28 protein-coding genes are annotated in these 26,023 nt (G+C 63.3%); 14 read left to right on the forward strand and 14 right to left on the reverse strand.

Annotation, left to right across the window (positions count from 1 at the left end):
- Positions 1 to 144: 144 nt before the first annotated feature.
- Positions 145 to 1,299: a PA0069 family radical SAM protein gene (locus EOA16_RS08070; protein ID WP_127257410.1), complete on the reverse strand. Its 1,155-nt coding sequence runs from the start codon at positions 1,297 to 1,299 to the stop codon at positions 145 to 147.
- A gap of 149 nt (positions 1,300 to 1,448) precedes the next feature.
- Between EOA16_RS08070 and EOA16_RS08075 the strand changes: the two genes are divergently transcribed.
- Positions 1,449 to 1,973 (forward strand): glycosyltransferase, encoded by a 525-nt coding sequence (locus tag EOA16_RS08075; RefSeq protein ID WP_127257002.1) that lies wholly within the window; start codon positions 1,449 to 1,451, stop codon positions 1,971 to 1,973.
- A 147-nt stretch (positions 1,974 to 2,120) separates the two neighbouring features.
- Positions 2,121 to 3,095, forward strand: coding sequence for a hypothetical protein (locus EOA16_RS08080; protein WP_127257003.1), 975 nt, complete (start codon positions 2,121 to 2,123; stop codon positions 3,093 to 3,095).
- Positions 3,096 to 3,116: 21 nt separating this feature from the next.
- Here the strand turns inward: EOA16_RS08080 and moaB are convergent, their stop codons facing one another.
- The 6 genes from moaB to EOA16_RS08110 form a co-directional block, all read right to left on the reverse strand.
- A complete protein-coding gene (gene moaB, locus EOA16_RS08085) occupies positions 3,117 to 3,671 on the reverse strand; it encodes a molybdenum cofactor biosynthesis protein B (protein WP_127257005.1) in 555 nt (184 codons plus the stop codon).
- The gene (locus tag EOA16_RS08090; RefSeq protein ID WP_127257006.1) at positions 3,658 to 4,557 is read right to left on the reverse strand and encodes a 4-(cytidine 5'-diphospho)-2-C-methyl-D-erythritol kinase; all 900 of its coding nucleotides are present in this window, start codon (positions 4,555 to 4,557) and stop codon (positions 3,658 to 3,660) included. The genes moaB and EOA16_RS08090 overlap by 14 nt, the downstream gene beginning before the upstream one ends.
- 20 nt (positions 4,558 to 4,577) lie before the next feature.
- Complete coding sequence (locus tag EOA16_RS08095) at positions 4,578 to 4,763, reverse strand: hypothetical protein (RefSeq protein ID WP_056581167.1); 186 nt, start codon at positions 4,761 to 4,763, stop codon at positions 4,578 to 4,580.
- A gap of 137 nt (positions 4,764 to 4,900) precedes the next feature.
- Entirely contained in the window at positions 4,901 to 5,764 is an 864-nt protein-coding gene (locus EOA16_RS08100; RefSeq protein WP_127257008.1) for a S49 family peptidase, read from the reverse strand.
- A gap of 79 nt (positions 5,765 to 5,843) precedes the next feature.
- Complete coding sequence (locus EOA16_RS08105) at positions 5,844 to 6,644, reverse strand: methyltransferase (protein WP_127257009.1); 801 nt, start codon at positions 6,642 to 6,644, stop codon at positions 5,844 to 5,846.
- Positions 6,644 to 6,868 (reverse strand): DUF2007 domain-containing protein, encoded by a 225-nt coding sequence (locus EOA16_RS08110; protein ID WP_127257011.1) that lies wholly within the window; start codon positions 6,866 to 6,868, stop codon positions 6,644 to 6,646. Before EOA16_RS08110 ends, EOA16_RS08105 begins: the two co-directional genes overlap by 1 nt.
- Before the next feature lie 200 nt (positions 6,869 to 7,068).
- Between EOA16_RS08110 and EOA16_RS08115 the strand changes: the two genes are divergently transcribed.
- On the forward strand, positions 7,069 to 8,085 hold the full coding sequence (locus tag EOA16_RS08115; RefSeq protein WP_127257013.1) for a polyprenyl synthetase family protein: 1,017 nt from the start codon (positions 7,069 to 7,071) through the stop codon (positions 8,083 to 8,085).
- A 6-nt stretch (positions 8,086 to 8,091) separates the two neighbouring features.
- On the opposite strand, the gene EOA16_RS08120 is transcribed toward EOA16_RS08115, so the two are convergent.
- Positions 8,092 to 9,540: an MFS transporter gene (locus EOA16_RS08120; protein WP_127257014.1), complete on the reverse strand. Its 1,449-nt coding sequence runs from the start codon at positions 9,538 to 9,540 to the stop codon at positions 8,092 to 8,094.
- 103 nt (positions 9,541 to 9,643) lie between these two features.
- Here EOA16_RS08120 and EOA16_RS08125 point away from each other — a divergent pair, with 103 nt between their 5' ends.
- The 5 genes from EOA16_RS08125 to EOA16_RS08145 all read left to right on the forward strand — a co-directional run bounded on the left by EOA16_RS08125 (position 9,644) and on the right by EOA16_RS08145 (position 14,154).
- Positions 9,644 to 10,249, forward strand: a complete 606-nt coding sequence (locus EOA16_RS08125) for a TetR/AcrR family transcriptional regulator (protein WP_127257016.1) — start codon at positions 9,644 to 9,646, stop codon at positions 10,247 to 10,249.
- Between the two features lie 84 nt (positions 10,250 to 10,333).
- Complete coding sequence (locus EOA16_RS08130; RefSeq protein WP_127257017.1) at positions 10,334 to 11,002, forward strand: GntR family transcriptional regulator; 669 nt, start codon at positions 10,334 to 10,336, stop codon at positions 11,000 to 11,002.
- A gap of 107 nt (positions 11,003 to 11,109) precedes the next feature.
- The gene (locus tag EOA16_RS08135) at positions 11,110 to 11,703 is read left to right on the forward strand and encodes a biotin transporter BioY (protein WP_127257019.1); all 594 of its coding nucleotides are present in this window, start codon (positions 11,110 to 11,112) and stop codon (positions 11,701 to 11,703) included.
- Positions 11,700 to 12,143: a DUF1284 domain-containing protein gene (locus tag EOA16_RS08140; protein ID WP_127257020.1), complete on the forward strand. Its 444-nt coding sequence runs from the start codon at positions 11,700 to 11,702 to the stop codon at positions 12,141 to 12,143. The genes EOA16_RS08135 and EOA16_RS08140 overlap by 4 nt, the downstream gene beginning before the upstream one ends.
- 235 nt (positions 12,144 to 12,378) lie before the next feature.
- Positions 12,379 to 14,154, forward strand: a complete 1,776-nt coding sequence (locus tag EOA16_RS08145; RefSeq protein WP_127257022.1) for a tetratricopeptide repeat protein — start codon at positions 12,379 to 12,381, stop codon at positions 14,152 to 14,154.
- Positions 14,155 to 14,235: 81 nt separating this feature from the next.
- Here the strand turns inward: EOA16_RS08145 and EOA16_RS08150 are convergent, their stop codons facing one another.
- Positions 14,236 to 14,715 (reverse strand): GNAT family N-acetyltransferase, encoded by a 480-nt coding sequence (locus EOA16_RS08150; RefSeq protein ID WP_127257024.1) that lies wholly within the window; start codon positions 14,713 to 14,715, stop codon positions 14,236 to 14,238.
- Between the two features lie 207 nt (positions 14,716 to 14,922).
- On the opposite strand from EOA16_RS08150, the gene EOA16_RS08155 reads away from it, so the two are divergent.
- Entirely contained in the window at positions 14,923 to 15,843 is a 921-nt protein-coding gene (locus tag EOA16_RS08155; protein WP_056581147.1) for a glycine--tRNA ligase subunit alpha, read from the forward strand.
- A 2-nt stretch (positions 15,844 to 15,845) separates the two neighbouring features.
- On the opposite strand, the gene EOA16_RS32555 is transcribed toward EOA16_RS08155, so the two are convergent.
- The gene (locus tag EOA16_RS32555) at positions 15,846 to 16,022 is read right to left on the reverse strand and encodes a hypothetical protein (RefSeq protein ID WP_164754163.1); all 177 of its coding nucleotides are present in this window, start codon (positions 16,020 to 16,022) and stop codon (positions 15,846 to 15,848) included.
- Positions 16,023 to 16,217: 195 nt separating this feature from the next.
- On the opposite strand from EOA16_RS32555, the gene EOA16_RS08160 reads away from it, so the two are divergent.
- Positions 16,218 to 18,764 carry a glycine--tRNA ligase subunit beta gene (locus EOA16_RS08160; RefSeq protein WP_127257028.1) on the forward strand — a complete coding sequence of 849 codons (2,547 nt, stop codon included), beginning with the start codon at positions 16,218 to 16,220 and terminating at the stop codon, positions 18,762 to 18,764.
- Between the two features lie 109 nt (positions 18,765 to 18,873).
- Positions 18,874 to 19,110: an ATPase gene (locus EOA16_RS08165; protein WP_127257030.1), complete on the forward strand. Its 237-nt coding sequence runs from the start codon at positions 18,874 to 18,876 to the stop codon at positions 19,108 to 19,110.
- A gap of 105 nt (positions 19,111 to 19,215) precedes the next feature.
- Here the strand turns inward: EOA16_RS08165 and EOA16_RS08170 are convergent, their stop codons facing one another.
- Positions 19,216 to 19,602, reverse strand: a complete 387-nt coding sequence (locus EOA16_RS08170; RefSeq protein WP_127257032.1) for a hypothetical protein — start codon at positions 19,600 to 19,602, stop codon at positions 19,216 to 19,218.
- A 324-nt stretch (positions 19,603 to 19,926) separates the two neighbouring features.
- Complete coding sequence (locus EOA16_RS08175) at positions 19,927 to 20,424, reverse strand: hypothetical protein (RefSeq protein ID WP_127257033.1); 498 nt, start codon at positions 20,422 to 20,424, stop codon at positions 19,927 to 19,929.
- Positions 20,425 to 20,620: 196 nt separating this feature from the next.
- Between EOA16_RS08175 and EOA16_RS08180 the strand changes: the two genes are divergently transcribed.
- The 3 genes from EOA16_RS08180 (at position 20,621) to EOA16_RS08190 (ending at position 23,788) form a co-directional block, all read left to right on the forward strand.
- On the forward strand, positions 20,621 to 21,595 hold the full coding sequence (locus tag EOA16_RS08180; protein WP_127257035.1) for an L-threonylcarbamoyladenylate synthase: 975 nt from the start codon (positions 20,621 to 20,623) through the stop codon (positions 21,593 to 21,595).
- A gap of 9 nt (positions 21,596 to 21,604) precedes the next feature.
- Entirely contained in the window at positions 21,605 to 23,035 is a 1,431-nt protein-coding gene (locus EOA16_RS08185; RefSeq protein WP_127257036.1) for an FAD-binding oxidoreductase, read from the forward strand.
- A gap of 186 nt (positions 23,036 to 23,221) precedes the next feature.
- Positions 23,222 to 23,788 carry a DUF6101 family protein gene (locus tag EOA16_RS08190; RefSeq protein WP_024502652.1) on the forward strand — a complete coding sequence of 189 codons (567 nt, stop codon included), beginning with the start codon at positions 23,222 to 23,224 and terminating at the stop codon, positions 23,786 to 23,788.
- A 188-nt stretch (positions 23,789 to 23,976) separates the two neighbouring features.
- Here the strand turns inward: EOA16_RS08190 and ubiA are convergent, their stop codons facing one another.
- Together ubiA and EOA16_RS08200 are read right to left on the reverse strand one after the other, a co-directional pair.
- On the reverse strand, positions 23,977 to 24,960 hold the full coding sequence (gene ubiA, locus EOA16_RS08195) for a 4-hydroxybenzoate octaprenyltransferase (RefSeq protein ID WP_164754192.1): 984 nt from the start codon (positions 24,958 to 24,960) through the stop codon (positions 23,977 to 23,979).
- Positions 24,961 to 25,028: 68 nt separating this feature from the next.
- Entirely contained in the window at positions 25,029 to 25,940 is a 912-nt protein-coding gene (locus EOA16_RS08200; protein ID WP_127257039.1) for a LysR family transcriptional regulator, read from the reverse strand.
- Positions 25,941 to 26,023: the final 83 nt, after the last annotated feature.

Consider the following 26,023-nt stretch of genomic DNA (forward strand, 5'->3'; position numbering starts at 1 on the left):
GGGCACCGTCTGCAGGCCGGGGCAGGCCGGACGGGATTCCAATGCATGTCGCCCCTAAAGTGTTTGGCGGTTTTGGGAGGACGACATGCATAAAACAAAAACTTCAAGCTGCGACGGATCAAACCACCGCGACGAATTGTCTCTTCAAAGCAGCGTCAGCTGCACCTGGTCTTTCCCGGCGGCAACGAACTGGTCGGTCCGCAGCGTGCGCCGTTCGGCATTGAGGCCGAGCCGCTTGGCTGTGATCTCGAAGCGCCGGCCGATCTGCCAGGCATAGGGACCTGCGCCCTTCATGCGCTTGCCCCATTCCGAATCGTAGTCCTTGCCGTCGCGCATCGAGCGGATCAGCGACATCACATGGCGGTAGCGGTCCGGATAGTGGCGCAGCAGCCAGTCCTTGAAGATCGGGCTGACCTCCAGCGGAAGGCGCAGGATCACGTAGCCCGCCTCGCGCGCACCGGCGGCGCGTGCGGAATCGAGGATGCGTTCCATCTCCGGATCGGTCAGGCCCGGAATGATCGGCGCCACCATGACCGACGCCGGAATGCCGGCATCCGAAAGCTGCCGGATCGCCTCCAGCCGCTTGGTCGGCGTCGACGCGCGCGGCTCCATGGTGCGCGCCAGCATACGGTCGAGCGTCGTCACCGACAGCGCCACCTTGGCGAGCCCGCGCTCGGCCATGCGCGACAGGATATCGATATCGCGCGTCACCAGAGCGGACTTTGTTACGATGCCGACCGGATGGCCGCGCGCTTCCAGCACTTCGAGGATTTCGCGCATAATCCGGTATTGCTTCTCGATCGGCTGGTAGGGGTCGGTGTTGGTGCCGATGGCGATCGTGCGCGGCTGGTAGCTGTCCTTCGAAAGCTCCTTGTCGAGCAGGCGCGCCGCATCAGGCTTGGCGAACAGCTTCGATTCGAAATCCAGACCCGGCGACAGGCCCATGAACGCGTGCGTCGGGCGGGCAAAGCAATAGACGCAGCCGTGCTCGCAGCCGCGATAGGGGTTGATGGAACGGTCGAAGGAAATGTCGGGCGATTCGTTGCGTGTGATGATGGTGCGCGGCTTCTCGACCTGCACTTCGGTCTTGAAAGGCGGCAGTTCTTCCAGCGAATTCCAGCCATCGTCGAACACGTGCCGGCTGACCGGCTCGAACCGGCCGGACGGATTGATGCCAGCCGACCTGCCGCGGTTGCGGTCCGGGCGGACACGCATGCCACTCTGCTCGACCATCGCATTGGCCATCTCGGCTCTTCCTGCTCCGAAAGCCGCAATGTCGGCGCGCACGATCTGTTCCATTTTCGCCCGCTCCCAGGGACTGTCCATGTTGTGTCGAATCGCTCTGCTCATGAAATTATTCCTATTTCGTTGATGAGAACAAAGCAAGAACTTTTTATGGTGCGATGCAAAACTGGCGCTGTCCGGCGCTTTCCGCTATTCGGCTAAGGATGCTCAGTGTTCTCATCGAAACCCGCAATGACGAGGAGGGCCTCGCCCGCACGCTCGCCTCGCTGATTGGCGGAGCGGTCGAGGGCGTGGTGCGTGAAGTCATCATCTGCGACACGGGCTCCACCGACCAGACGCATCGTGTGGCCGAGCATGCCGGCTGTCAGTATGTGACGGGCGGTGTCGCTGCCGGCATCCGCCAGGCCAAGGGGGATTGGCTGCTGCTGCTGGAGCCGGGCGCGCGGCTGGTGGAGGGCTGGATCGAGGCGGTTGTCGACCACACAGCCAGGCAAACCATGGCGGCACGGTTTTCGCGGGCGCGCGGCAGCCGCACCCCGTTCCTGGCTCGTGTCTTCTCCGCAAACCGCGCTCTGGCCGACGGATTGCTGATCAGCAAGCGTCAGGCCGCGGCCGTGGCCAAGAGTGCCGGCAGCGCCGAGGCCATCGCCCGCGGCCTCGCGACAAAGCGGCTCGACGCCGAAATCTGGGTGGCGCCGGTAAAGCAGAAGCATCGCTCCCCGAAATGATGTTTTTGCAGCTGCTCTCCCCATTGTGCATTGCACAAAATCTGACGCGGGATTAGCTTCCGGTTTACGCGGGTGAATTGGGTTTGGGTCATGCCGAGAGGTGAGCACCGATGCGGCATCGGTGGCGCTCTCATAGCCGAGGACCCAATGAAGCTTTCAATCCCCGACACGTCCGGCGCGGCCAGTCTCGAGGCTATTGCGCGCAACGGCAGCCTGCTGCGGCGCATCGCCGTGCGTATTCCAACCTATCTGACGGATCTGCGTGAGAACCCTGCCTGGCTGCCGATGTTCGTGCTGGCGCGCACCATGCCCGGACGCCGCATGCATTGGCTCGGCGCAAAGCGCGCCCCTCCGGTCGACAATGCCGGGGATACGATGTTTGCCGGTGTAGAACGGGGAGCGGTCGTCGATGCGCTGCGCTCCGACGGGCTGTTTTCAGGCCTGGTCCTGCCGCCTGATATCCATGAAGGGATCGCCGACTTCGCCGGGCGCACGCCTTGCTTCGGCAATTTCGACCGCCGTCTCGAATTCATGCCGGGGGAACATGCCGAGGCTGAGAAGCGCCTTGGCCGCTCGCTGCTCAGCGGGCATTTTTTCGAGCGCATCCTCGACTGCCCGGCGGCGCTTGCCATCCAGCGCGATCCGTTGCTTCTGGATATTGCCGCGCACTATCTCGGCGGCCAGGCGAAACTGATCACGACACGCGTCTGGTGGAGTTTTCCCACGGGTGCCGCTTCGGATGCCGACAAGAATCTCGCCTCGCTTGGCAAGTATCATTTCGACCTCGATGATTGGCGCATGCTGAAATTCTTCTTCTACCTCAAGCCAGTCGACGCCGACACCGGTCCGCATGTCTATGTCAGGGGCAGCCACAAGCGCCGCAGCCTCAAGCATCAGCTCACGCTTCTGGTTGGCCACCCCGCGCAACAGGTGCTGGATGTCTATGGCGAGCAGAGCCCGATGACGCTGACCGGCGAGGCCGGTCTCGGCTTCGTCGAGGACCCCTTTGGCTTCCATATGGGCACCGTGCCGGCACGCACGCCGCGGCTGATGATGGAAGTCGGCTTCGGCGTGTCGCCGCCGTCGCGCCGGCGGTTTCATGGCGAGCCGGTCATTCGCTGAGAGCGACGCTTGCCTTGGCTTTTACGGAGCCGGTTTGCCGCGCCGCAAATGCTCGTCCAGGCGCGGCATGATCTCGACGAAGTTGCACGGCATGTGCCGGTAGTCGAGCTGCGCTTTCAGGATGCCGTCCCAGGCGTCCTTGCAGGCGCCTGGCGAACCCGGCAGCACGAAGACGAAGGTGGCGTTGACGACGCCGCCGGTTGCCCGGCTCTGGATCGTCGAGGTGCCGATCTTGTCGTAGGAGATGCGGTGGAACACTTCCGAAAAGCCGTCCATGCGCTTTTCGAAGATCGGGCCCAGCGCCTCCGGCGTCACGTCGCGGCCGGTGAAGCCAGTGCCGCCGGTGGTGATGACAACATCGATATCTTTGTCGCGCGACCACGCCAGAACCTTGTCGCGGATTTTCTCGCGGTCGTCGGTGACGATATCGCGGGCGGCCAGGATGTGGCCGGCTTCAGAGATGCGATCGGCCAGCGTCTGGCCGGATTTGTCGTCGGCGAGGCTGCGTGTGTCGGAAACGGTCAGCACCGCAATGCGTATTGGGATGAAGGAACGGCTCTCGTCAATTCTGGCCATCAGCGCCCTCCGATGCGATGCTGCGCGTCGCCGCGACGAACCAGTCGGGCTGGCGGCCGCGGATTTCGGCGGCGGCGCGCTTGGCGACATTGCCGGTTTCGAACAGGCCGAAGCATGTCGCCCCGGATCCCGACATCCGCGAGAACCCCGATCCAGCCTTGTTCAGCCAGGAAAGCGCCCTGCCGATCGCGGGTTGCATCGCCAGCGCGGCGGGCTCGAGATCGTTGCGGGTGATCTCCAGCCAGTTGCGCAGGCTGTGGAAATCGATGCTGCGCGGCAGCGGCGGCAGTGCCTCATTGTCGCGACGGGCAAGCGCTGCGAAGACCTCGGCCGTCGAGACCGGCGTGCCTGGATTGACCAGCACCAGCCCCAGCGCCGAAAAATCCGGCACCATCGACAGCTCATCACCAATGCCGCGCGCAACCAGCGGCTTTGCCGCCAGGCACATCGGAACATCGGCGCCGAGCGAGATGCCGATCCGCGCCAGCTCGCTGCCGTCGATGTCCAGGGCCCATGTCTCCACCAGCCCGCGCAGCACGGTCGCCGCGTCGCTCGAACCGCCACCGACGCCGGAGGCAACAGGCAGGTTCTTTTCCAGCCGGATAGCGACCGGCGGTGTTCTCTCGTGCCCGACTGCCTGTCTCAGGGCATCGCGCGCTTTGAGCACCAGATTGCTGGCATCGAGAGGAACGGCCGGGGCGTAACGGCCGGACACGGTAAACTCATCGCTGTCGGCGAGCGCGATTTCGACCCTGTCGCCAAATCGCGTGAACACCGCCAGGCTTTCGATCAGATGATATCCGTCAGGACGCCTGCCGGTGACATGCAGCGCAAGATTGATTTTGGCGTGTGCGTGCCAGCTTCGCGACCCGATGTCGGTGTCCACAATGGTCTGCGAAATGATGCTCAGTCCTTGGCCAGCCGGTATTCGCCGGTCTTAGGATCCTTGACCAGCGTTCCGATCGCGCCGTTGGCCGCCTGCTTTTCGGTGCGCCGCACCTTGGCGGTCACGCGTTCGGCTTCGCGGATGAAGGTGCGGTAGCCGAAATAGGCGGCGACGCCAACGACGGTGAAGAAAATGATCTGCGGCATACCAAAACTCCTCCCACGCTGGGCCGGCGAAGGCGGCCGGTCGGGTCGGTTGATGCATGTCGCCCAAAAGTGGATCCGGTTTTGGGCGACATGCACGAGACTTCAAGTCTCTCATGCTAGACGGTTTTGCCGGGTTTTCAAAGCCCGAAGCGTGCCCACAATGCGCGCTCTTCCGCCGCATCGATCACGCCGCTGGCGGCAGCCGCGGCGATATCGGGCGCTGAAAAACCCTTGCTTGAGCCGAACAGGCCGAAGCGGCTGAGGAAACCGCGCGGCGCCGTGATCAGCCTGAGCTGGGTTTTTGCCCCGAAACGGGTCTTGAGTACCGTGCGCATGTCGCCGAGCGCATCGACCAGGCCGAGTTCAAGGCCCTTGATGCCGGTCCAGAACAGGCCGGTGAACAGGTCCGGATCATCTTTCAGTTTCGTGCCGCGCCGTTCCTTGACGAGATCGATGAAGGTTGCGTGCACCTCGAGCTGCAGCGCCTTCAGGCGTTCGACGTCTTCCTTCTTCTCGGGCTTGAACGGATCCAGCACCGCCTTGTTCTGGCCGGCGGTGTGGACACGGCGCTCGATGCCGATCTTCTTCATCAGTTCCGGGAAGCCGAACGAGGCCGAGACCACGCCGATCGAACCGACGATGGAGGACGGATCGGCGAAGATTTCGTCGCCGGCGACCGCGATCATGTAGCCGCCCGATGCCGCGACGTCCTCGACGAAGACCAGCACCTTTTTGTTCTTTTCCGTTGCCAGGTCACGGATGCGCTTGAAGATCAGCCGCGACTGCACCGGCGAGCCGCCGGGCGAATTGATCGAGATGGCGACCGCCGGCGCGTCGTAGGAGAACGCCTTCTCGATGAGGCCGGCGGTGGAGGCCAGCGACAGGCTCGGCCGGAACTGGCCACCGCCTGCCATGATGGTGCCGTGCAGCCGGATGACCGGAATGGTGACGACGGTGGAGCGCCAGGATTTCGGCAGCAGGCGGTTGATAAGTCGTTTCACGAGGGCGCGGTCTCCGGTCGATGGGTTGCAGGCATGTAGGGATTTCCCGGCCAACGGCAATGTGGCCGGCCAGAATAGCTCAATCTCCGAACAGCGAGGCGAGGCCGTTGGTGATCATTTCGCTGCGCTCGTCGGGGCCGTTGCCGGACTGCGCGTGCAGCATCAAAGGAGGGCGGATGGCAAGCTTGCCTCGCGCCCCGAGCGCTGCCCGCACGACAATGCGGATCGCCGCCGCGTCTGGGCGAGGGTGGACGGCAAGCATCTCGGCATCGCCGAAGCGCCCTGCGATCGCATCGAGAATGGGGCCGAGCTGTTCGGCGCGAGCGATCACGGCAAGCCCGCCGCGCGGCCTGACCACCGCCGCCGCACTGCGGATCCAGCTCTCGAACAGCCCGTCGTCCATGACATGGGCTTCCTTTCGCAGCCGATCCGGCGTGGCGCGGTCCCGTGCGGCGTTGAAAGGCGGGTTCATGATGACGAAGTCGAAATCATTGTCGGCGAGGCCGGCGGCTACCCGCGTCCGGCCCGACACGGTGACATCGGCGATGAGCACGGATGCTCGATCGCTGAGATGGGCATTGCCGGGATGGGCAAGGGTGGCCGCCGCGAAGGCCGCCATTTCCGGCGCGCGTTCGACAAGCACCGCCTCGGCGGCCGGGCAGCGCGACAGCACCGCCAGGCCGGCGGCCCCCGCTCCGGCACCGAAATCGGCGAGCCGCCCGCCAAAGGAAGACGGCACGGATGCCGCCAGCATCATCGCATCCATGCCGGCGCGATGACCGCCATGTTTGGGTTGCACGAGCCAGAACCGGCCGCGATGGAAAGCGTCGACCGTATGGGCCGGCGTGTCCGGGACAAGGGCGGCGGGCACGGCGGACATTATTTTCCGCGGATTTCGTTGGCGATGCCGGCATCCGTCAGGATGCGCCGTGCCGCGTCGGCCTGGTCGGCGTCGACCATGACGCGCTTCTGCAAAAGACCGATCGACCCTTCGAGAATGCTCATATTCTGATCGGCGACAAAGCAGGCGATGCCGGCGTCGCGCATCAGCGATTCGACAAAGGAGATGATCACGGCATCGTTGGTGCGGACAAGTTCTATCATCGTATGAAACTCGCAGTTTGCGCTATTGATGTAAACGGGCAGGGGATTCCGAGGCAGAGCCGCTCCCCTGGGCTCGTTGACATTCTGTCGCCGCCGCCGCGCCAATTCGCCACTTGCCGTGGCCATGTCCGCCGCCCTAGAGTCCATACAGGGACTAAGGGTGCCGTCGCACGCGTTATACCAAGACGGGAGTGATTGTTGTGGGTGTCGTTCTCAACATCGAAAACGGGAAGCGGGAACCCGCCTCCATCAAGGATCTGATCGATCTGACAGCGGCCGATATGGGGCGCGTCAATGAATTGATCCTGTCCAAGGCCGGCTCCGACGTCGAAATGATCCCGGAGGTCGCCAACCATCTGATCTCGTCCGGCGGCAAACGGCTGCGGCCGATGCTGACGCTCGCCGCAGCCCAGATGTTCGGCTATACGGGCGAGGGCCACGTCAAGCTCGCCACCTCTGTCGAATTCATGCACACGGCGACGCTGCTGCACGACGATGTCGTCGACGAGAGCGGCATGCGCCGCGGCAAGAAGACCGCCCGCATGATCTGGGGCAACCAGGCGAGCGTGCTGGTCGGCGACTTCCTGCTCGGCCAGGCCTTCCGCATGATGGTCGATGTCGGCTCGCTCGAAGCGCTCGACATCCTGTCGAGTGCTGCCTCGATCATAGCCGAGGGCGAGGTCATGCAGCTCGCCGCCGCCAAGAACCTCGAAACCACCGAGGACGAGCATTTCGCCGTTATCAAGGCCAAGACCGCCGCACTTTTTTCGGCTGCTGCCGAGGTCGGGCCCGTCATTGCCCAGGCGACGCGCAACGATCGTGCCGCGCTGCGCTCCTATGGCATGAATCTCGGCCTGGCCTTCCAGCTGATCGATGACGCGCTGGATTATGGCGGGACCAGCAAGGACCTCGGCAAGAATGTCGGCGACGATTTCCGCGAAGGCAAGGTGACCTTGCCGGTCATTCTCGCCTACCGGCGCGGCACCAAGGCCGAGCGCACTTTCTGGAAGCGTGCCATCGAGGACAACGTCACCGATGACGCTGGCCTGGAAAAAGCGACCGGCCTGATGACCCGCCACGGCGCCATCGCCGACACGATCGGGCGCGCCCGCCATTTCGGCGAGATCGCCCGCGACGCGCTGGCGCCGCTGGAAGCGACGCCGCAGAAATCGGCGCTGATCGACGTCATCGATTTCTGCATCAGCCGGGTGAACTGAGCGGCGTCACCCGGTTGCCGGCTGCTTCCCCTTTCCCGGCAAAGCGAACGCGGCAAGCAGGCTGACAACGATGCCCGCCGCCGCCAGCCAGAAGGCGACCTGTATGCCGTCGGCAATCGCGGTCTTCAGCGCTTCGCCTGTCAGCCCGCCGACATGGCTGTTGGCGATCGCGATCAACGTCGCCATGCCGATCGCGTTGCCGATGTTGAGCGTCGTGCAGGCCATCCCCGAGGCAACACCTTGCTCGTCATGCGCGACACCCGAAGCGGCCGCTATCCACATGGCCGTCCAGACGATGCCCTGCCCGGCACCGGAGATGATCAGGCCGGGAACGAGCGCCGCGTAGCTGCTTTCGGCTGACGCGCCAAGAACCATCAGCGCTGTGCCGGCAACGCCCGTGATCATGCCGCCGACCAAGGTCGAGCGTGTCGAAAAACGCGTCGCCAGGCGTTCGCCGAGCTGCGTACCGGTGGCGATGGCGATCGATGGCACCAGAAAGGCCAGGCCGGTCTCCAAAGCGGTAAAGCCATGCACGGTCTGCAACAGGACAGTGAGGAAATAGGGCAGGGCTCCGAACGTCGCCATGTAGAGGAAGGTAATCGTCAGGCTGGCGACGAGGCTGCGGTTGTGGAACAGGCGCAGCGGCACCAGCGGGTCGTCGCTCCTTGCCTCGATAACGGTGAAGACGATCAGCAAGAGGGCCGCTAGCAGGGCGCTGGCGACGATCACCGGTGAAGTCCAGCCATAGTCCGGTCCCTGAACCAGCGTGAAGACCAGCAGCGTGGCGCCGGCCGTGACGGTCAGCGCGCCCGGCAGATCGAAATTGCGGTGCTCGTGCCGCTTCGGATCGCGCGGGATGACGGCAAAGGCGGCGGCGATGGCGGTCCCGGCGAGCGCCACATTTACGTAGAATACGGCCGGCCAGCCGAAGGCGCTGGTCAGGAATCCTCCCGCCAATGAGCCGAGCGTCAGGCCGCTTGCCCCGGCGCCGCCCCACACCGCGAGCGCCCGATTGCGCTCCGGCCCCTCGGCGAACAGCCGATTGATCAGCGACAATGTCGCCGGAAACAGGAAGGCGGCACCGATGCCTTGAACGGCACGCGCGGCGATGATGACCCCGGGCGACCAGGCGAGGCCGCCAAGCAGCGATGACAACGCATAGAGCCAGAGCGCGAAGATGAAGACGCGGCGCTGACCGACGAGGTCGGCGGCGCGGCCGCCGAACAGCAGAAAGCCGCCGGTGAAGACGGTGTAGGCGCTCACCACCCATTGCAGGGTCTGGCCGGAAAAGCCCAGCCCCGCGCCGATCTCTGGCAACGCCACGAAGACGATGTTGAGGTCGAGGGAGATGATAAGCTGTGCAAAGGCGAGTAATGCCAGCGTGGCGCCGCGCTTCGCGCCGATCCCTCCTGCGGCCGCGACATCGAGCGGCGCGCCTTGATCTAGTGAACTCATGTCAGTCTCCGGTTTTAGATTCTTTATCGATTGACAAAGAATTAGAATTTGCAATTCGGAGTCAAGCAGATTATTTGTCGATCGATAAAAAATGGAGTCTGCAATGGCGGGCAGGCCAAGGGAGTTCGATCGCGATCAGGCGCTGGAGAAGGCGCAGGACGCCTTCTGGACGCGCGGCTACGAAGGCACTTCGATGGCCGATCTGGTTTCAACGCTTGGCATCGCGTCGGCGCGGATCTACGCGGCCTTCGGTTCGAAGGAAGACCTGTTTCGGGAAGCGGTAGGGCTCTACGAGGCCAATGAAGGCGGCTTCGCCACTCGTGCGTTGGCGCAGGAGCCGACAGCAAGGCGGGTCATCGAGCGCATGCTGCGCGAGGCCGTCGAGACCTATACGAGGCCAGGGCGGCCGCAGGGCTGCATGGTGGTATCGGCCGCCACCAATTGCGCCGTCGAGAATGACCGCTTGCTGGAGTGGCTGGCGGAGCACCGCCGGGCACGCACTGTGTCGATTGTCGAGCGGCTGAACGAGGCTGTTCGCGATGGTGAACTGAAGCCGGATACCGATGCCAGGGCGCTCGGCGACTACTATGCCGCGCTCTTGCACGGTCTTTCCGTGCAGGCGCGCGACGGGGTGCCGAAAGAGCGCCTGCACGACCTGGTCACCGTGGCGATGCAGGCGCTGGACGCCAGGCGTGCAGAGCGCAGCTGATTTTCACGGTCTTTTCGGCAAGCAGTTGTGAAAGCAGGTCCTGCCGTCTCGACAAGCTGCCCTGCCGCAAATTATCTATAAAACATGGCAAAGGGCACAGACGACACCATCGCGGTGCGCATCAGCAAGGTTCTGGCGGACCGCATCATCTCGGGCGCGATCGAGCCGGGGGCCAGGCTTCGGCAGGATCATATCGCCGAGGAATTTCAAACCAGCCATGTTCCGGTGCGCGAGGCCTTCCGGCGTCTGGAGGCGCAGGGGCTGGCCGTCAGTGAACCACGCCGTGGCGTGCGCGTCGCGGCTTTCGATCTGGGCGAGGTCAAGGAAGTCGCCGAAATGCGGGCGGCACTCGAAGTGCTGGCGCTGCGCCACGCCGCGCCGCATCTGACATCGGCCATTCTCGATCTCGCCGAGGAGGCGACCAAGGCCGGTGACAAGTCCCGCGATGTCAGGTCGTGGGAAGAGGCCAACCGCGCCTTCCACCGCTTGATCCTGGCGCCATGCGGCATGCCGCGTCTGCTCGCCACCATCGACGACCTGCACGCGGCAAGTGCCCGTTTCCTGTTCGCGGCATGGCGCTCGGAATGGGAGACTCGCACCGATCAGGACCACCGCTTGATACTTGCCGCCTTACGGCAGGGAAACACCGAATCGGCCGCCGTGACGCTGGGACGGCATGTCCAATGGATTGGCCGCAAGCCGGTCAGGACGGCTTCCGGAACGACGCGCGAAGCCTTCGCCATCGTAGGTTAAACGGCCTGCGCCAAAGCCAGGGCTTGCAATCTTCAGGGAATTGTGGATTCGATAATAGATCGAAAACAGAAATTATCTATAATTTGCAATCGATCGAAGGAATCCCAATGTCAGACGTCGCATTCTCACCCAGCAAGCCGTCGTTCAGTCCGCTCCGGCTCCAGGATCGTTCTCTTGCCTGGCAGGCTGGAGCCGTCGTGCTCGGTACCCTGTTCCTGGCGCTGGCTTCCTACATCGAAGTGCCGATGGTGCCGGTCCCGGTGACCATGCAGACCTTCGCCGTGACATTGGTCGGCGCGCTCTATGGCTGGCGGCTTGGTGCCGTCACCATTGCCGCCTGGCTGGTCGAGGGCGCCGTTGGCTTTCCGGTTCTGGCCGGAGGCGCTGCCGGTGCGTCGTTTTTCGTCGGCCCGACGGGTGGCTATCTCTTCGCCTTCCCGCTTGTCGGCGCCCTGGTCGGCTGGCTGGCCGAACGCGGCTGGAACGGCAAAAGGGTGATGCTCGCCTTCGCCGCCATGCTGCTTGGCAATCTTGTCTGTCTGGTGCTCGGCACGCTCTGGCTTGCTGTTTTCATCGGCGCCGAACAGGCCATCACCTTCGGCTTCCTGCCGTTCATCGTTGGCGGACTGCTGAAATCGGCGCTTGGTGCCGCGACCCTCATGGCCCTTCCCGGCGGCAAGGCGAAATCGATCAAGCCGTGACGATCAGGCTGCGCGCCCATCACCTCCTTTGCCTGCTCACCTATGTGGGCAAAGGATACAGTCCCGCCTTCACCGCCAATTATGATCGCGTCGCGGAGCGCCTGAGCCGGGGCGAGGACGTCCTCCTCGTTTCCGGCCCGGACGATGTCTGCGCCCCATTGCTTGATGGGCCGGAACCTCACTGCCGCAACGAGAGCGTCGTCGAGCGGGACCGGCTCGCAACGCTGGATGTGGGGGAGTTGCTGGCGCGTCCAATCCGCGTTGGCGCCCGTGTTGATCTCGATGCGGCGATGCTGGGCCGGATGCGGCAGGCGTTTTCGGCTGGCCTTATACGCAAGGCCTGCGGCGGCTGCGAGTGGAACGAACTGTGCGGCACGATAGCGGCCGGCGGCTACAGTGAGACGCTGGTGCAGCGGTCCGCCTTGCCAGCCGAGGGCTGATATTGGCGCCGAGCTGAAGGGTCGAATCTGTGATATTCGGCGCCGCGTAGGGCCATGGCCGAAATTCAAGATCGGAAAACTGGTGCCTGTCGCCATGGTTTGTTAATCGGGTGCCCGGATTGTGAATTCGAGGCGGATTGAAGCGCGACCCCAAAAAGGCCATGCTTTGCCTGGAAAGATCGAGTCTACGCCGATCCCGCTGATGCGGAGATGGCGCCTGGCTGAAAGGGATACGATGCGGCAAGGACGTGCGCGCTGGCTGACAGGGCTGGCAATTGTGACAGGCATGGCGATCTCGGCTTTGCCGGCCTATGCCAAGCAAACCACCGAACCGGTCAAGATCACGTCGTTTTCGGGCGCTTATCTGGCGGCCCGGATCGCCGAAGGCGATAACGACCTAGACAGCGCCATCGCCTACTACAAGCAAGCATTGGCCTTCGATCCGAGCGACACCGGCTTGCAGCAGAGCCTGATGCTGTCGCTGATCGCGCAAGGGCGCTTCGACGAATCCCTGGTCTATGCCGACAAGCTCAAGGAAGTGCCTGACGTCGAGCGTTTCTCGCGCCTGGCGCTCGCCGTCGATTCCTTCCACAAGAAGGATTTCACCAAGGCGCAATACTGGCTCAAGCTGTCGCTGGAATCCGATCTCGACCGGCTGATCTCCGGGGTGATGTCCGGCTGGGCGCAGCAGGGCGCCGGCGAGCCTGCCGATGCGATGGCGTCCATCGACAAGCTGCAGGGGCCGGATTGGTTCGGCCTGTTCAAGTCGTTCCACCGTGCCCTGATCGCCGATGCATCCGGCATGCCCGAAAAGGCCGAGGCGATCTATGCCGCGACCATGCAAGACACCGCCGCCGGTGGTGCGGCTCCCGAAACCTGGATGCGCAACGCGCAGGCCTACGCCTCGTTCCTGGCCCGCAAGGGCGACAAGACCAAGGCGCTGTCGGTGCTCGACCAGGCCGAGGCGTTTTCGCCGGGCAAGCTGGAAATCGTCGCTTTGCGCGACCGAATTGCAAAAGGCGACAAGATTGCGTCCCTGATTGCCGGCCCATCCGATGGCGCCTCCGAAATCCTGCTCGACCTCGCCACCGCGCTCAACCGTGGCGGCGGCGAGCCGTTCGTGCGCCTCTATCTGCAATATGCGCTCGCTTTGAAGCCTGATAGCGACGCTGCACTTGTGCAACTCGCCGCCGTGTCCGAGCAATTGAAGGACGGCGAAGGCGCAATCGCGCTCTATCGGCGGATACCCGCCGCTTCGCCGCTGAAGGAACTTTCGGACTTGCAGCTCGGCCTCAACCTTGCCGATCTCGACCGTCACGAAGAAGCGATCACTCATCTGAAGGCTTTCGTCGACGCCCATCCCAATGACATGCGCGCTTATCTGGCGCTCGGTGGCGTCTATTCCTCGAAGGAGGATTTCCGTTCGGCCGCTACGCTCTACGACAAGGCTGTCGAGGCGCTGAAGACGCCGACCGCGGCCAACTGGAACATCTTCTACCAGCGCGGCATCGCCTATGAGCGTCTGAAGGAATGGCCCAAGGCCGAGCCGAACTTCCGCAAGGCGCTGGAACTGTTCCCCGACCAGCCGCAAGTGTTGAACTATCTCGGCTATTCCTGGGTCGACATGAACATGAACCTCAAGGAAGGCCTGGCGATGATTCAAAAGGCCGTCGACCTCAGGCCGAGCGACGGTTACATCGTCGATTCGCTGGGTTGGGCCTATTTCCGCCTCGGCAGGTTCGATGACGCGGTGCGCGAAATGGAACGCGCCGTGTCGCTGAAGCCGGAAGATCCGGTTCTCAACGATCACCTCGGCGATGCCTACTGGCGCGTCGGCCGCAAGCTGGAAGCCACCTTCCAGTGGAACCAGGCTCGCGACCTGAAGCCGGATCCCGATGTGCTGGCCAACTTGCAGCAGAAGCTGATGAAGGGCCTGCCGCCGATCGAATCCAACACGGCGCAGGAGACCCCGAAGGTCAAGCCAGAGCCGGTGCCTGCCCCGAAGGGATGAAGTTAGCCATTTGAATTCAACGCAAACGGGGCTCTTTTCGGAGTTCCGTTTTCGTTTGAACCGCGTATTCGGCTGGCTGCCTCAGAAGAGCTTGCGATAGACGACGAAGCCGGAGTGTTCGGCGACCTTGTCATAAAGCTTCATCGCCGTGTGATTGGTCTCATGCGTCAGCCAGTATACCCGGCCCGAGCCGGCGGCCTGGGCGCGCTCATAGACGCCCTCGATCAGTGCCCGTCCGATGCCTTTGCCACGCGATGCCTGCGTGGTGAAAAGGTCCTGCAGGTAGCAATTGGGCGCGATCGCCGTGGTGCTGCGGTGAAAGAGATAGTGCACGAGGCCGAGAAGCAGTCCCTCACTTTCGGCCACCAGCGCGTGGATCGGCTCATAGGCATCGAAGAAGCGAGACCATGTCATCTGGGTGATCTCGCCCGGTAGCGCCGTTTCGTCCGAGCGGCCATAAAACGCATTGTAGCCATCCCAAAGCGGTAGCCATTGCTCGAAATCCTGGCGCGCAACGGGCGGATGACGATCGGGCTGGGCATGGCTGGACCTGTTTGTCATTGACACGGACGATAAATCGAACAGACCTCAGGCTTCCATGGCCGGCAATGGGCCAAGCCTTCCCAATGCTTTCAACATCGTCCCGCACGCTCCGGGCGATCCGCATCGGCGCGCCTTGCTTGACGCTTCGACGCCGTGTCTCTAGGACGTGCCGACAAGCTAGCCTGTGCTGTCGAGGCCACCGTGACCATTGAAATCTCCGCCCATATGCATCCCAGCCGCTCGTTCCAGGGGCTGATCCTGACCTTGCACAACTATTGGGCGGCCTACGGCTGCGTCATCCTGCAGCCCTACGACATGGAGGTCGGCGCCGGCACCTTTCATCCGGCAACGACGCTGCGCGCGCTCGGCCCAAAGCGCTGGAACGCCGCCTATGTCCAGCCTTCGCGCCGCCCCAAGGACGGGCGTTATGGCGAGAACCCGAACCGGCTGCAGCATTATTACCAGTACCAGGTGATCCTGAAGCCGAACCCGCCCAATTTGCAGGAGCTCTATCTCGGCTCGCTGGCGGCGATCGGCGTCGATCCGCTGCTGCACGACATCCGCTTCGTCGAGGACGATTGGGAAAGCCCGACGCTGGGCGCCTGGGGGCTCGGCTGGGAATGCTGGTGCGACGGCATGGAAGTCTCGCAGTTCACCTATTTCCAGCAGGTCTGCGGCATCGAATGCGCACCGGTGGCCGGCGAGCTGACCTACGGGCTTGAACGGCTGGCCATGTATGTGCAGGGCGTCGACAATGTCTACGACCTCAACTTCAACGGCCGCGAAGGCGCCGACAAGGTCACCTATGGCGATGTCTTCCTGCAGGCCGAGCAGGAATATTCGCGTCACAATTTCGAATACGCCAACACGGCGATGCTTTTGCGCCACTTCGAGGATGCCGAGGCCGAGTGCAAGGCGCTGCTGGACGCCGGTGCGCCGGCATCGAACGACAATCTGCCGATGCACCGCATGGTTTTCCCAGCTTATGATCAGTGCATCAAGGCCAGCCACGTCTTCAACCTGCTCGACGCACGCGGCGTGATTTCGGTCACCGAGCGGCAGAGCTACATCTTGCGGGTGCGCAATCTGGCCAAGGCCTGCGGTGAGGCATTTTTGAAGACACAGGCGGGTGGCTTGGCGGCCTGAGTTCAGGTCCGCTTCATCATCTCGAGGGAGGCTTTGGTCGGCAGCACATTCTGGCTGCTGGCACTGTCGATCGTGCGCAATGCCTGCCTCACGCCCGGCATCGAGAAGGCGCCGTGGGCCTGCGCGGTGAAGCAGGCGCCGAGTGCGAGGATCTGCAGAAGTCTGGATGCCGTTTTCATGGTCGTTGAGCCAAGTGTTCCCTGCCTGAGCGTGGGTCGCTTCAGCGCTGCGTTCGGTTCATGGAAATCTTTGATCCAAGGACGGGTGGCGTGGTCTCGTCCCGACAGGATGGCCAAAATTTCTGGAAAGGGTGACAGCGGCCAGCCGAGTTGCTATGCCCCGCCCGGACCACTCTCCCGCATGAGCTGACCCCGATGCCTGACCTGCTTCTAGAACTTCGTTCCGAGGAAATCCCCGCCCGCATGCAGCGCAAGGCGGCGGGTGATCTCAGGAAAATGCTGACCGACGGTCTGATCGAGGCGGGGCTGACCTATGAGGCGGCGCGCGAGTACTGGACGCCGCGTCGGCTGACGCTCGATATCAGGGGCCTGACCGCCCGCTCGAAGGATGTAAGCGAAGAGATTAAAGGACCTTCGACATCAGCGCCTGAACAGGCGGTCCAGGGTTTCCTGCGCAAGGCCGGGCTTGCTTCGATCGCTGAGGCGCATGTCCATTCCGACCCGAAGAAGGGCGACTTCTACGTCGCCCATATTTCGAAGCCGGGCAGGGCGGCGGAGGAGATCATCGCCGAACTGGTGCCGGGCATCATCCGCAACTTCCCGTGGCCGAAATCGATGCGCTGGGGGCCGGCCTCGGCCAAGCCCGGTTCGCTGCGCTGGGTGCGCCCGCTGCAATCGATCCTGTGCACCTTCGGCCCGGAGACCGAGGAGCCTGTCGTGGTCGATTTCGAGATTGACGGCATCCGCTCGGGCAACATCACTTACGGCCACCGCTTCCATGCGCCTGATGCCATTACGGTGCGCCGCTTCGACGACTACGTCTCCAAGCTGGAAGCGGCCAAGGTCGTTCTCGATGCCGACCGGCGCAAGGAGATCATCCTTGCCGACGCCCGCAATCTCGCCTTCGCCAACGGGCTCGACCTGGTCGAGGACGAAGGGCTGCTGGAGGAAGTGTCCGGGCTGGTGGAATGGCCTGTCGTGCTGATGGGCGAGTTCGAGGAGGCATTCCTCGCCATTCCGGCCGAGGTGATCCGGCTGACCATCCGCGCCAACCAGAAGTGCTTTGTGACATCTCGCCCAATCTCCCCCCTTGAGGGGGAGATGTCGGCGAAGCCGACAGAGGGGGGCGCTGTCCCGCCATCCTCTCCGCGCGAAGCACCCCCCTCTGGCCTGCCGGCGATCTCCCCCTCAAGGGGGGAGATCGGCCAATCGCCTCTTTCGAACCGCCTCATCCTCACCGCCAACATCGAGGCGAAGGATGGTGGCAAGGAGATCGCCCACGGCAACGGCAAGGTGGTTCGCGCCCGCCTGTCGGATGCGCTCTATTTCTGGACGACCGACCAAGGCGATTTGCCCGACCTCGACCAGCTTGAGGCATCGGCGGAAAAATTCGGGCTCGATCTCAAGAAGCCCCTCGACCAACGCATGGCCCGCCTCGACCATCTCGGCGTGACCTTCCACGCCAAGCTCGGCACGCAGGGCGAGCGGGTGGAGCGGATTGCCAAGCTTGCCGAGGAACTGGCGCCGATCGTCGGCGCCGATCCCGCATTGGCGCGCCGCGCCGCCGTTCTCGCCAAGGCTGATCTGCAGACCGAAGTGGTCGGCGAATTTCCGGAACTGCAAGGCGCCATGGGCCGCAAATATGCGCTGCTTCAGGGCGAACACCCATCCGTGGCCGCAGCCATCGAGGAACACTACAAGCCGCAAGGCCCGTCCGATTATGTACCGGGCGATCCGGTGTCGGTCACTGTGGCGCTTGCCGACAAGCTGGATACGCTGGTCGGCTTCTGGGCGATCGACGAAAAGCCGACAGGATCCAAGGATCCTTATGCACTCAGAAGAGCGGCACTAGGAGTGACTAGAATATTGATTGAAAACAGCATCTCTCTACCGCTATCGATGGCGTTAGGTAGTGGTTGGGCGCAACTCTTCTCTCCGCATATTGAGGTGGGCGAGGACTATCTCACTTGGCCATTCCAGCTCAATGAATCTGGGGTTTGGTGTCCAGTCAACGATCCTCGCTTTGATATTGAAATTCCAAAAACCTCACCCAGTGGAACGCCGGTTATCGTTCAGCCAAAAGCCGTTCACCTAGACCCTTATCAGCCAGTTCGTTTTCACTACACTAGTCTGGAGAGGGGAAATTTTGGTGCGGTCGAAGGGCTAGTTCTGATTGATGACGGCGATCCGATCTCGAGCTTCCCTACAGTCATTTCATCTGAGGGGAATCTCCTCGCCTTCTTCCACGACCGCCTCAAAATCTACCTGCGCGACAAGGGTGCCCGCCACGATCTCATCGACGCGGTCATCACACCACAGTCCGACGACCTGCTGCAGATCGTGCGCCGGGTCGAGGCGCTCGGCTCCTTCCTCGACACCGAGGACGGCAGGAATCTGCTCGCCGGCACCAAGCGTGCGGCCAACATCCTGGCCGCCGAGGAGAAGAAGAAAACGGCGGTCGCCGAGACCGTTGAGCCGGCGCTGTTGCGCGAGGATGCCGAGAAATCGCTGTTTGCGGCGGTGAATCAGGCTGAGAAGCAAGCCGGCGAAGCGATTCAAAACGATGACTTTTCCGGCGCCCTGCTGGCGCTTAGCGTGTTGCGCGAGCCGGTTGATTCATTCTTTGAGCATGTTCTTGTAAACGATGAGGATCAGGCGGTGCGTGCCAACCGCCTGGCGCTGCTCGCCCGCATCCGCGCGGCCACCGGTCAGGTCGCCGATTTCTCCAGGATCGCAGGTTAGGGCGAAGAAAATATTCTCTGCTGCCGGCCGTTCGAGCCGGCTTACAGTCATATGGCGATGATCTCTCCGTGGCAAAAGGGACATGTTCCCCAACCCCACGGAGGCTTCCATGAATTCCGATCACGACATCGAAGTGACAGAAGAAACCCCGGCTCCCGCCGAGGCGCTTGAATCCGCTTCCGAAACCATCCTCGATCATGCCGCCGCCGCGGCGATCGAAGCCGCTGACCTGTCTGATGACGACGAAGACGGCGACGATGAAGAAGGCGAAGAGTCCACCGAAGCTGCCACGCTCTCGGATGACGACGAAGATGAAGAAGACGAGGACAAGGAAGAGGCGGCCTGATTTTTCAGCCGCCGGTTCCGTCGATCTCAAGGCGGCGCTGAGGCGCCGCCTTTCCTATCAGTCGCCCCCGAAGCCGATTGTTAGCCGCCGTGGGCCACGGTCCGGTCAGTTCTCGAGAATGCTGACGCGCACGCTGTTTTCGTAGACATCGACCTGGATCAGCGGTTCGCCATTGACGATGGCGCGCTTGGCCGAGGAACTCATCGCGCCGCCGCGCTCCAGCATGCGCTGCAGATCGGCGCGCTGGTCGTTGGTCCTGAACCAGCCATCCCCCTCGTCGTCGCTGTCGCGGCGGTGAAATTTGTGCCAGTTGGCGCGGTCCTGTCGCACCATTTGCACGGCATTGTCCAGCGCATAGCCGTCACTCGCCTGATGATCCCGATCGGAAATGCGCGCAACATAGGATCCCAGCATATCGTCGGCATGAGCCGCGCCGGCCAACAATGAGCCCAGGAGAAGCCCTGCTGCGGTTACGATTCCAGATTTTCTCATGATACCCCCTTTACCCCTAGCGATGACATCCCGTTTGCCAGAGCCGCCTGACAAAATCCAAGCGATAGCGTCAGATATAAGCCGGGATGGGCTTTGCCTGGCAATGGTGCTCCGGGCGCCAGACCGCAGTCAAGCCATGCGGCAGCCGGGTAGTGTCTCTGAGCCACTAGCGACCATTACAATGCCAACGGGGGCCAGAGCAGGTAGAACAGCATCACGGCAAGCAAGGCGCCAATTGTCCCAAAAGACAACACCGCCACGGAAATCCAGATCGCTCGCCTGAGCCGCACCGGCTTCACCGTCAGGGCTGTCTTTGAGCCAGGGCTACTTGCTATAACCGTTGGGAGGCATGCGCTGCCCTGCAGTCTGCGCCGGGGGACTTGGCGGGGTGGGTTGGCTCTCGGCGTTCCCCGAGGGGGCTGCGGAGGCGGTGGCCGTTGCCGGCGCCGTGCCTGCCTCCGGCGCCTTGCTAGCGGCCGGCGCGGCACCTGTCGCTGGTGCAGCGGCTGGCGCCGGTGCTGGGAAATCGGGACCGGTAACGCCGCCACGAATGACCATCGGGCCTGGCTGGAAGCCGGTCGCGGGCTTGTCCGGGATCGCCGCCACCTTTTCATAGGTGACCTCGGGCTCTACTGCGCCAAGTGCCAGCACCGACGGTGCACGCTTGGTTTTGGCTACTTCGGCGGTTTTAGGCTGGTTGGGGGCACCGACCCTGACGATCGATGGTGTCGAGGACGGCGCGCCAGGAAAAACCAGCGACGAAGCCTGAGCCCCACCGGTCACCGCGGCCAGAACGATCCCCATCAGTATGCGCACAGACACTGACATAGCTCCCCTTTTTGCCCAGAAGCCGCTTAATAGCAGGCCGCAATTGATGCGGGCTTTCGCGGAAACGTAGCATTTTAGGAATTGATGAATCACCAATGTCCCGTTTGGCCAACAGTTGCCTTGCCCAACAGCCGACTTGCCCAACGGCCGCCATCGTACTACGCACCCTCGCATCTATGAGGTGACGAGAGTGGCTGAAATACTTGCCGTCGGCGAGGCGCTGGAACGGGCGCTGTCGCTGCTCAGGGGTGGCGATGTCGTCGCCATCCCGACGGAAACCGTCTACGGTCTTGCCGGCGACGCCACCAACGGCATCGGCGTGGCGCGCATCTTCGAAGCCAAGGGGCGCCCGCGCTTCAACCCGCTGATCGCCCATGTCGCCGACATGGCGATGGCCGAGCGCCTCGCGCTGTTCGATCCGCTGTCTAGGAAACTGGCGCTGGCATTCTGGCCCGGCCCGCTGACGCTGGTGCTGCCGCAACGGCCCGGCAACGGCATCCACCCGCTGGTCACCGCTGGGCTCGATACGATTGCCTTGCGCATGCCGAGGGGCTTTGGCGGCGAGCTGATCGCCAGGCTCGGCCGCCCGCTTGCAGCGCCCAGCGCCAATTCATCCGGCAGGATCAGTGCAACGACCGCGCAAGCGGTGGCGGCCGATCTCGGCGCGCGGATAAAGCTGGTGGTCGATGGCGGCGCGACGCCGGTCGGGCTGGAATCGACCATCGTCAAGGCCGAAGGGGACAGATTGCGGCTGCTGAGGCCCGGCGGCATCGCCGCCGAGGAGATCGAGGCGGCCATCGGCATGGAATTGCTGCGCGGCGGCACCGCCGGTATCGAGGCGCCGGGCATGCTTGCCTCGCACTATGCGCCAGGTGCCGCGATGCGGCTCAATGCCGGCACGGTCGGCGAGGGCGAGGCTTTGCTGGGCTTCGGCAGCCAGAGGGCGCAAGGCTGGCGCCGCGCCGAAGCCTTCCTCAATTTATCCGAAACCGGGGACCTGCGCGAAGCGGCGAGCAATCTGTTCGCCTATATGCAGGAACTCGACCGCAGCGGCGCGCCGACCATCGCCGTCGAGCCTGTTCCCTTCGACGGGCTCGGCGAAGCGATCAACGATCGGCTGTCGCGTGCCGCCGCCCCTCGTGACATCACACAACCCGCAACATAGTTTTCCCCCATGACCGAAATCACAGAGACACTCGATCCCGCTCTCATCGATCGCTTCACGGCGATCGTCGGCGACAAATATGCACTGCGCGACGAGAGCGATATCGCGCCCTACCTCATTGAGCGGCGGGGGCTCTGGCACGGCGCGACATCGCTGGTGCTGCGGCCGGGCAGCGTCGACGAAGTCAGCCGGATCATGCGGCTGGCAACCGAGACAGGCACGCCGATCGTGCCGCAAAGCGGCAACACCGGGCTGGTCGGCGCGCAGGTGCCGGACAGATCCGGGCGCGAAATTGTCCTGTCGCTGTCGCGGCTGAACCGCATCCGCGAGATCGATGTGCTGTCCAACACGGTGACGGTCGAGGCCGGTGTCATCCTGCAGACGCTGCAGGAGGCAGCCGACGCCGCCGACCGGCTGTTCCCGCTGTCGCTGGCCGCGCAAGGCTCCTGCCAGATCGGCGGCAATCTTTCCTCCAATGCCGGCGGCACCGGCGTGCTTGCCTATGGCAATGCGCGCGAACTCTGCCTCGGTGTCGAGGTGGTGCTGCCGACCGGCGAGGTGTTCGACGACCTGCGCAAGCTGAAGAAGGACAACACCGGCTACGATCTGAAAAACCTGTTCGTCGGTGCCGAAGGCACGCTCGGCGTCATCACCGCCGCCGTGCTCAAGCTGTTCCCGAAGCCGAAGGGGCGCGAAGTCGCCTTCGCCGGCCTGTCGTCGCCCGAGGCGGCACTTTCGCTGTTCAGCCTGGCCATGGACCGTGCCGGGGCGGCACTCACCGCTTTCGAACTGATCGGCAGGCGGCCATATGATTTCACGCTGGCGCATGCCCAGGGTGTGGTGCGGCCGCTGATCGAGGACTGGCCGTGGTACGTGCTGATGCAGATTTCATCAGGCCGTTCGTCGGAGGATTCGAGAGCGTTGATCGAGGATGTGCTTACGGCCGGCCTCGAACAGGAATTCGTCGGCGACGCCGTCATTGCCGCGAGTCTTGCGCAGGGCGATGCCTTCTGGAATTTCCGCGAACTGCTGCCCGAGGCGCAGAAACCGGAGGGCGCCTCGATCAAGCACGACATTTCGGTGCCTATTGGATCGATCCCGCGTTTCATCGCGGAGGGTGCCGGCGCCGTGGCGTCGGTAAGTGCGGGTGCCCGCGTGGTCTGCTTCGGCCATATGGGCGACGGCAATCTCCACTACAACATTTCGCGGCCCGTCGATGGCGATGATGAGGCGTTCCTCGCTCTCTATCACCCCATGAACAAGGCGGTGCACGATGTGGTGCGCAGCCTGCACGGTTCAATCTCGGCCGAGCACGGCATCGGCCAGTTGAAACGCGACGAACTGATCGCCACCGCGCCGCCGATGGCGATCGATCTGATGCGAAGGGTGAAGGCCGCTTTCGACCCGGCCGGCATCATGAATCCGGGTAAGGTTATCTGATCCTTTCGACATCTTGTGGCTGGTGGGATTCCGATAACCATCCCTGAGATCAGCAAAATTTAACCGACTTTCTTAAGCGGGGCGGTAAGGAGCCCGCGCTACTGTCTGCATACAAACGAGGCTGGAAAAACCGGCCCGGAGAGAACCGGACACCGGCTCTCAGGAGACAGACAGGAAGGCCACTCTATGAACACCGGACTGAAGCCAGTCTGGGCGGGACGCAACATGCGTCTCGACCCATTCCGCCTGCCGCAAGTGGTGAGCTACGCGACTCGTGACGACTACGGCGATGTAACCTTCACCATCGACCAGCGCGGCGCCGTGATCCGCCGCTTGCTCGAGATGAGCGGCCTGCCCGCGATCATCGTTCTGCCCTCCAATGCGTTCCGCGGCGTTGCCGCCCGTGCCATGGAAGACCCGGACGGCAATGTCACGGTGACGCTGGAACTCCTGCACAACGACCCGATGCTGTCGGTGCCGCTGCTGGTGGCCGACGATCTCGACGATGTCGCAGCCGACTGGCGCGCCTGGGCCGACGCCTACCGTCTGCCGATGCTGCTGATCGAATCGGACGGCGTCGCCCGCACCCTGGAAGAATCACTCGGCGCCGCCATCAAGACGCTGCCGCCGCAGGATCGGCGCAAGGGGCGGATCTCGAACACGCGCCGCCCGCGTTTCCTCGCTCGCCGCAGAGCTGGCGACCTCGGTCTCAGGCTGGTCATCGACGGCCAGGAGATCATTTCAAGGGACTAGACCCTTCTCCCGTCACTATACCGGGAGAAGTGCCCGGCAGGGCGATGAGGGGCGGCGCTGGCCTAGATGTTTAGCCACCTCAAAGTCTGATCGGATGCATGTGCATTTCATCTTGCCTCCAAGGTCGGCGCTGCCCCTCATCCGGCTGTCGCCACCTTCTCCCCGTATAGTGACGGGGAGAAGGGAGATTAAACCAGCGGCTTCAGGGCCACCCACACAGCGCCGCCGATCAGGCCAAGGAAGATCAGCCAGCCGACCTGGTTGTTCGACCTGAACAGCCGCAGGCATTGGTCCGGATTGTCGATATCCAGAACCGCGATCTGCCGGGCCATATGGGCGCCGGCGGCGATCAGTCCGGCCAGCGCCACCACCGGCGCCTGCGCCGACGCGAAAGCGATCGCAAAACAGATCAGCGCGCCGCCATAAAGCCCGGCCAGCCACGACTTGGTGTTGTCGCCGAACAGGCGTGCCGTCGAGCGCACGCCGACAATGGCGTCATCTTCCTTGTCCTGATGCGCATAGATCGTGTCGTAGCCGATCACCCACAGGATCGAGCCGATATAGAGCATGACGGCAGGCCCATCGAGATCGCCGAACTCGACCGCCCATCCCATCAGCGCGCCCCAGGAAAAGGCAAGACCAAGCACCAGTTGCGGCCAGTTGGTTATCCGCTTCATGAATGGATAGATGGCGATGACCGCCAGTGAGCAGATGCCGAGCAGGACGGCGAAGCTGTTGAACTGGATGAGCACCACGAGGCCGACCAGAGCCTGCAGGACGAGAAACAGCCATGCCCGCCGGCGCGTCGCCTTGCCCGACGGCAGCGGTCGTGAGCGCGTGCGCTCCACCTGGTTGTCGATGTCCTCATCGACAAGGTCGTTGTAGGTGCAGCCGGCGCCGCGCATGGCGATGGCCCCGACCAGGAAAAGCACGAGATACACTGGTGCCGGCAACAGTGAGAGCAGCGGGTCGCCGGGACGCGGATAGGCGCTTGCCGCCAAGGCCGCCGACCACCAGCACGGCCACAGCAGCAGCTGCCAGCCGATTGGCCTGTCCCACCGCGCAAGCTGCGCATAGGGCCATATCGAGCGCGGCAGCACGCGGTAGACCCAATGGCCGTTCGGCGCATCGGCGACACGGCCCTGGGCCGCTTTCGACTGGATGTTTTCCATGTCCATGGAGTGGCAGCAGCGGCGGAAACCGTCAAGCGGCAAGCGGAGACGCGGCGCCCGTCAGCCTTTCACGAGGCAAAGATGTCGCGGGTGGCGAACCAGTCCTTGGCCACCTCGACGAAGGCCAGCGCTGCATTCGATACACGCTGATGCGTGTCATAGGTGAGCAGGATCCGCTGCATGGGCAACGGATCGGACAGCGGTTTGCAGATGAGCGGCAGGCCGTCATAGCTGCGATCGCCATGCGGGCGGGTGTAGCTGACCGCGACGCCGAAGCCGTTGGCGACCATGCTGCGCTGCAGTTCGAACGAGCTTGTCGTTGTATCGGCCACCGGCGAAAGGCCACGGCTGCGAAAAAGGTCGAGCATATGCTGCCAGCTGTGCGGCTGGTCCGTGGTGATCAGCGGATAGGCGGCCAGATCGGCAAGGCTGACCGTTGGCCGGTCCGCCAGGGCATGGCCCGCCGGCAACAGCGCGTGCGGGCGAAGTTCGCGCAGCAGGATGCGGGCGAAATGCGTCGGCAGGCTGAGATCATAAGTCAGGCCGAGATCGATGGCCGCATCCCCCAGCCGTCGACCCAGCGTCTCGAACGTCTCGTCGCGAACGACGATTTTGACGGCCGGATAGCGTTCGGAGAAGGCGCGGATCAAAGCCGGCGCGAAGAAAGGCGCCAGATCCTCGAAGCATCCCAGCACCAGTTCACCGCTGACAGCCGATTTGCTTGAACCCAGGCCGATGAGTTCGTCCGTTTCGGTGAGAACCTGCCTTGCCTTGGCCACGACGGCGCGGCCGAACGATGTCGGCGACACGCCGCTTCCCCGCTGGCGGACGAACAGTTTCTGGCCGAAATTCTTTTCGACGGCGTCGATGGCCACCGAGATCGACGGCTGTGAAACGTTCAGCACCTTGGCCGCGCCGGTGACGCTGCCGTGACGCGCCACGGCAACCAGATAGCGCAGCTGCGTGAGGGTCACACTCATAGGAATACCCTATATGTCAGATGGAAAGTTATTATTTTACCGAATGAATAGATGTTGCGATAGTGGCTTCATTCCAAAAGGAG

It is taken from the genome of Mesorhizobium sp. M7A.F.Ca.US.008.03.1.1 (genome assembly GCF_003997495.1).
Classification (GTDB): domain Bacteria; phylum Pseudomonadota; class Alphaproteobacteria; order Rhizobiales; family Rhizobiaceae; genus Mesorhizobium.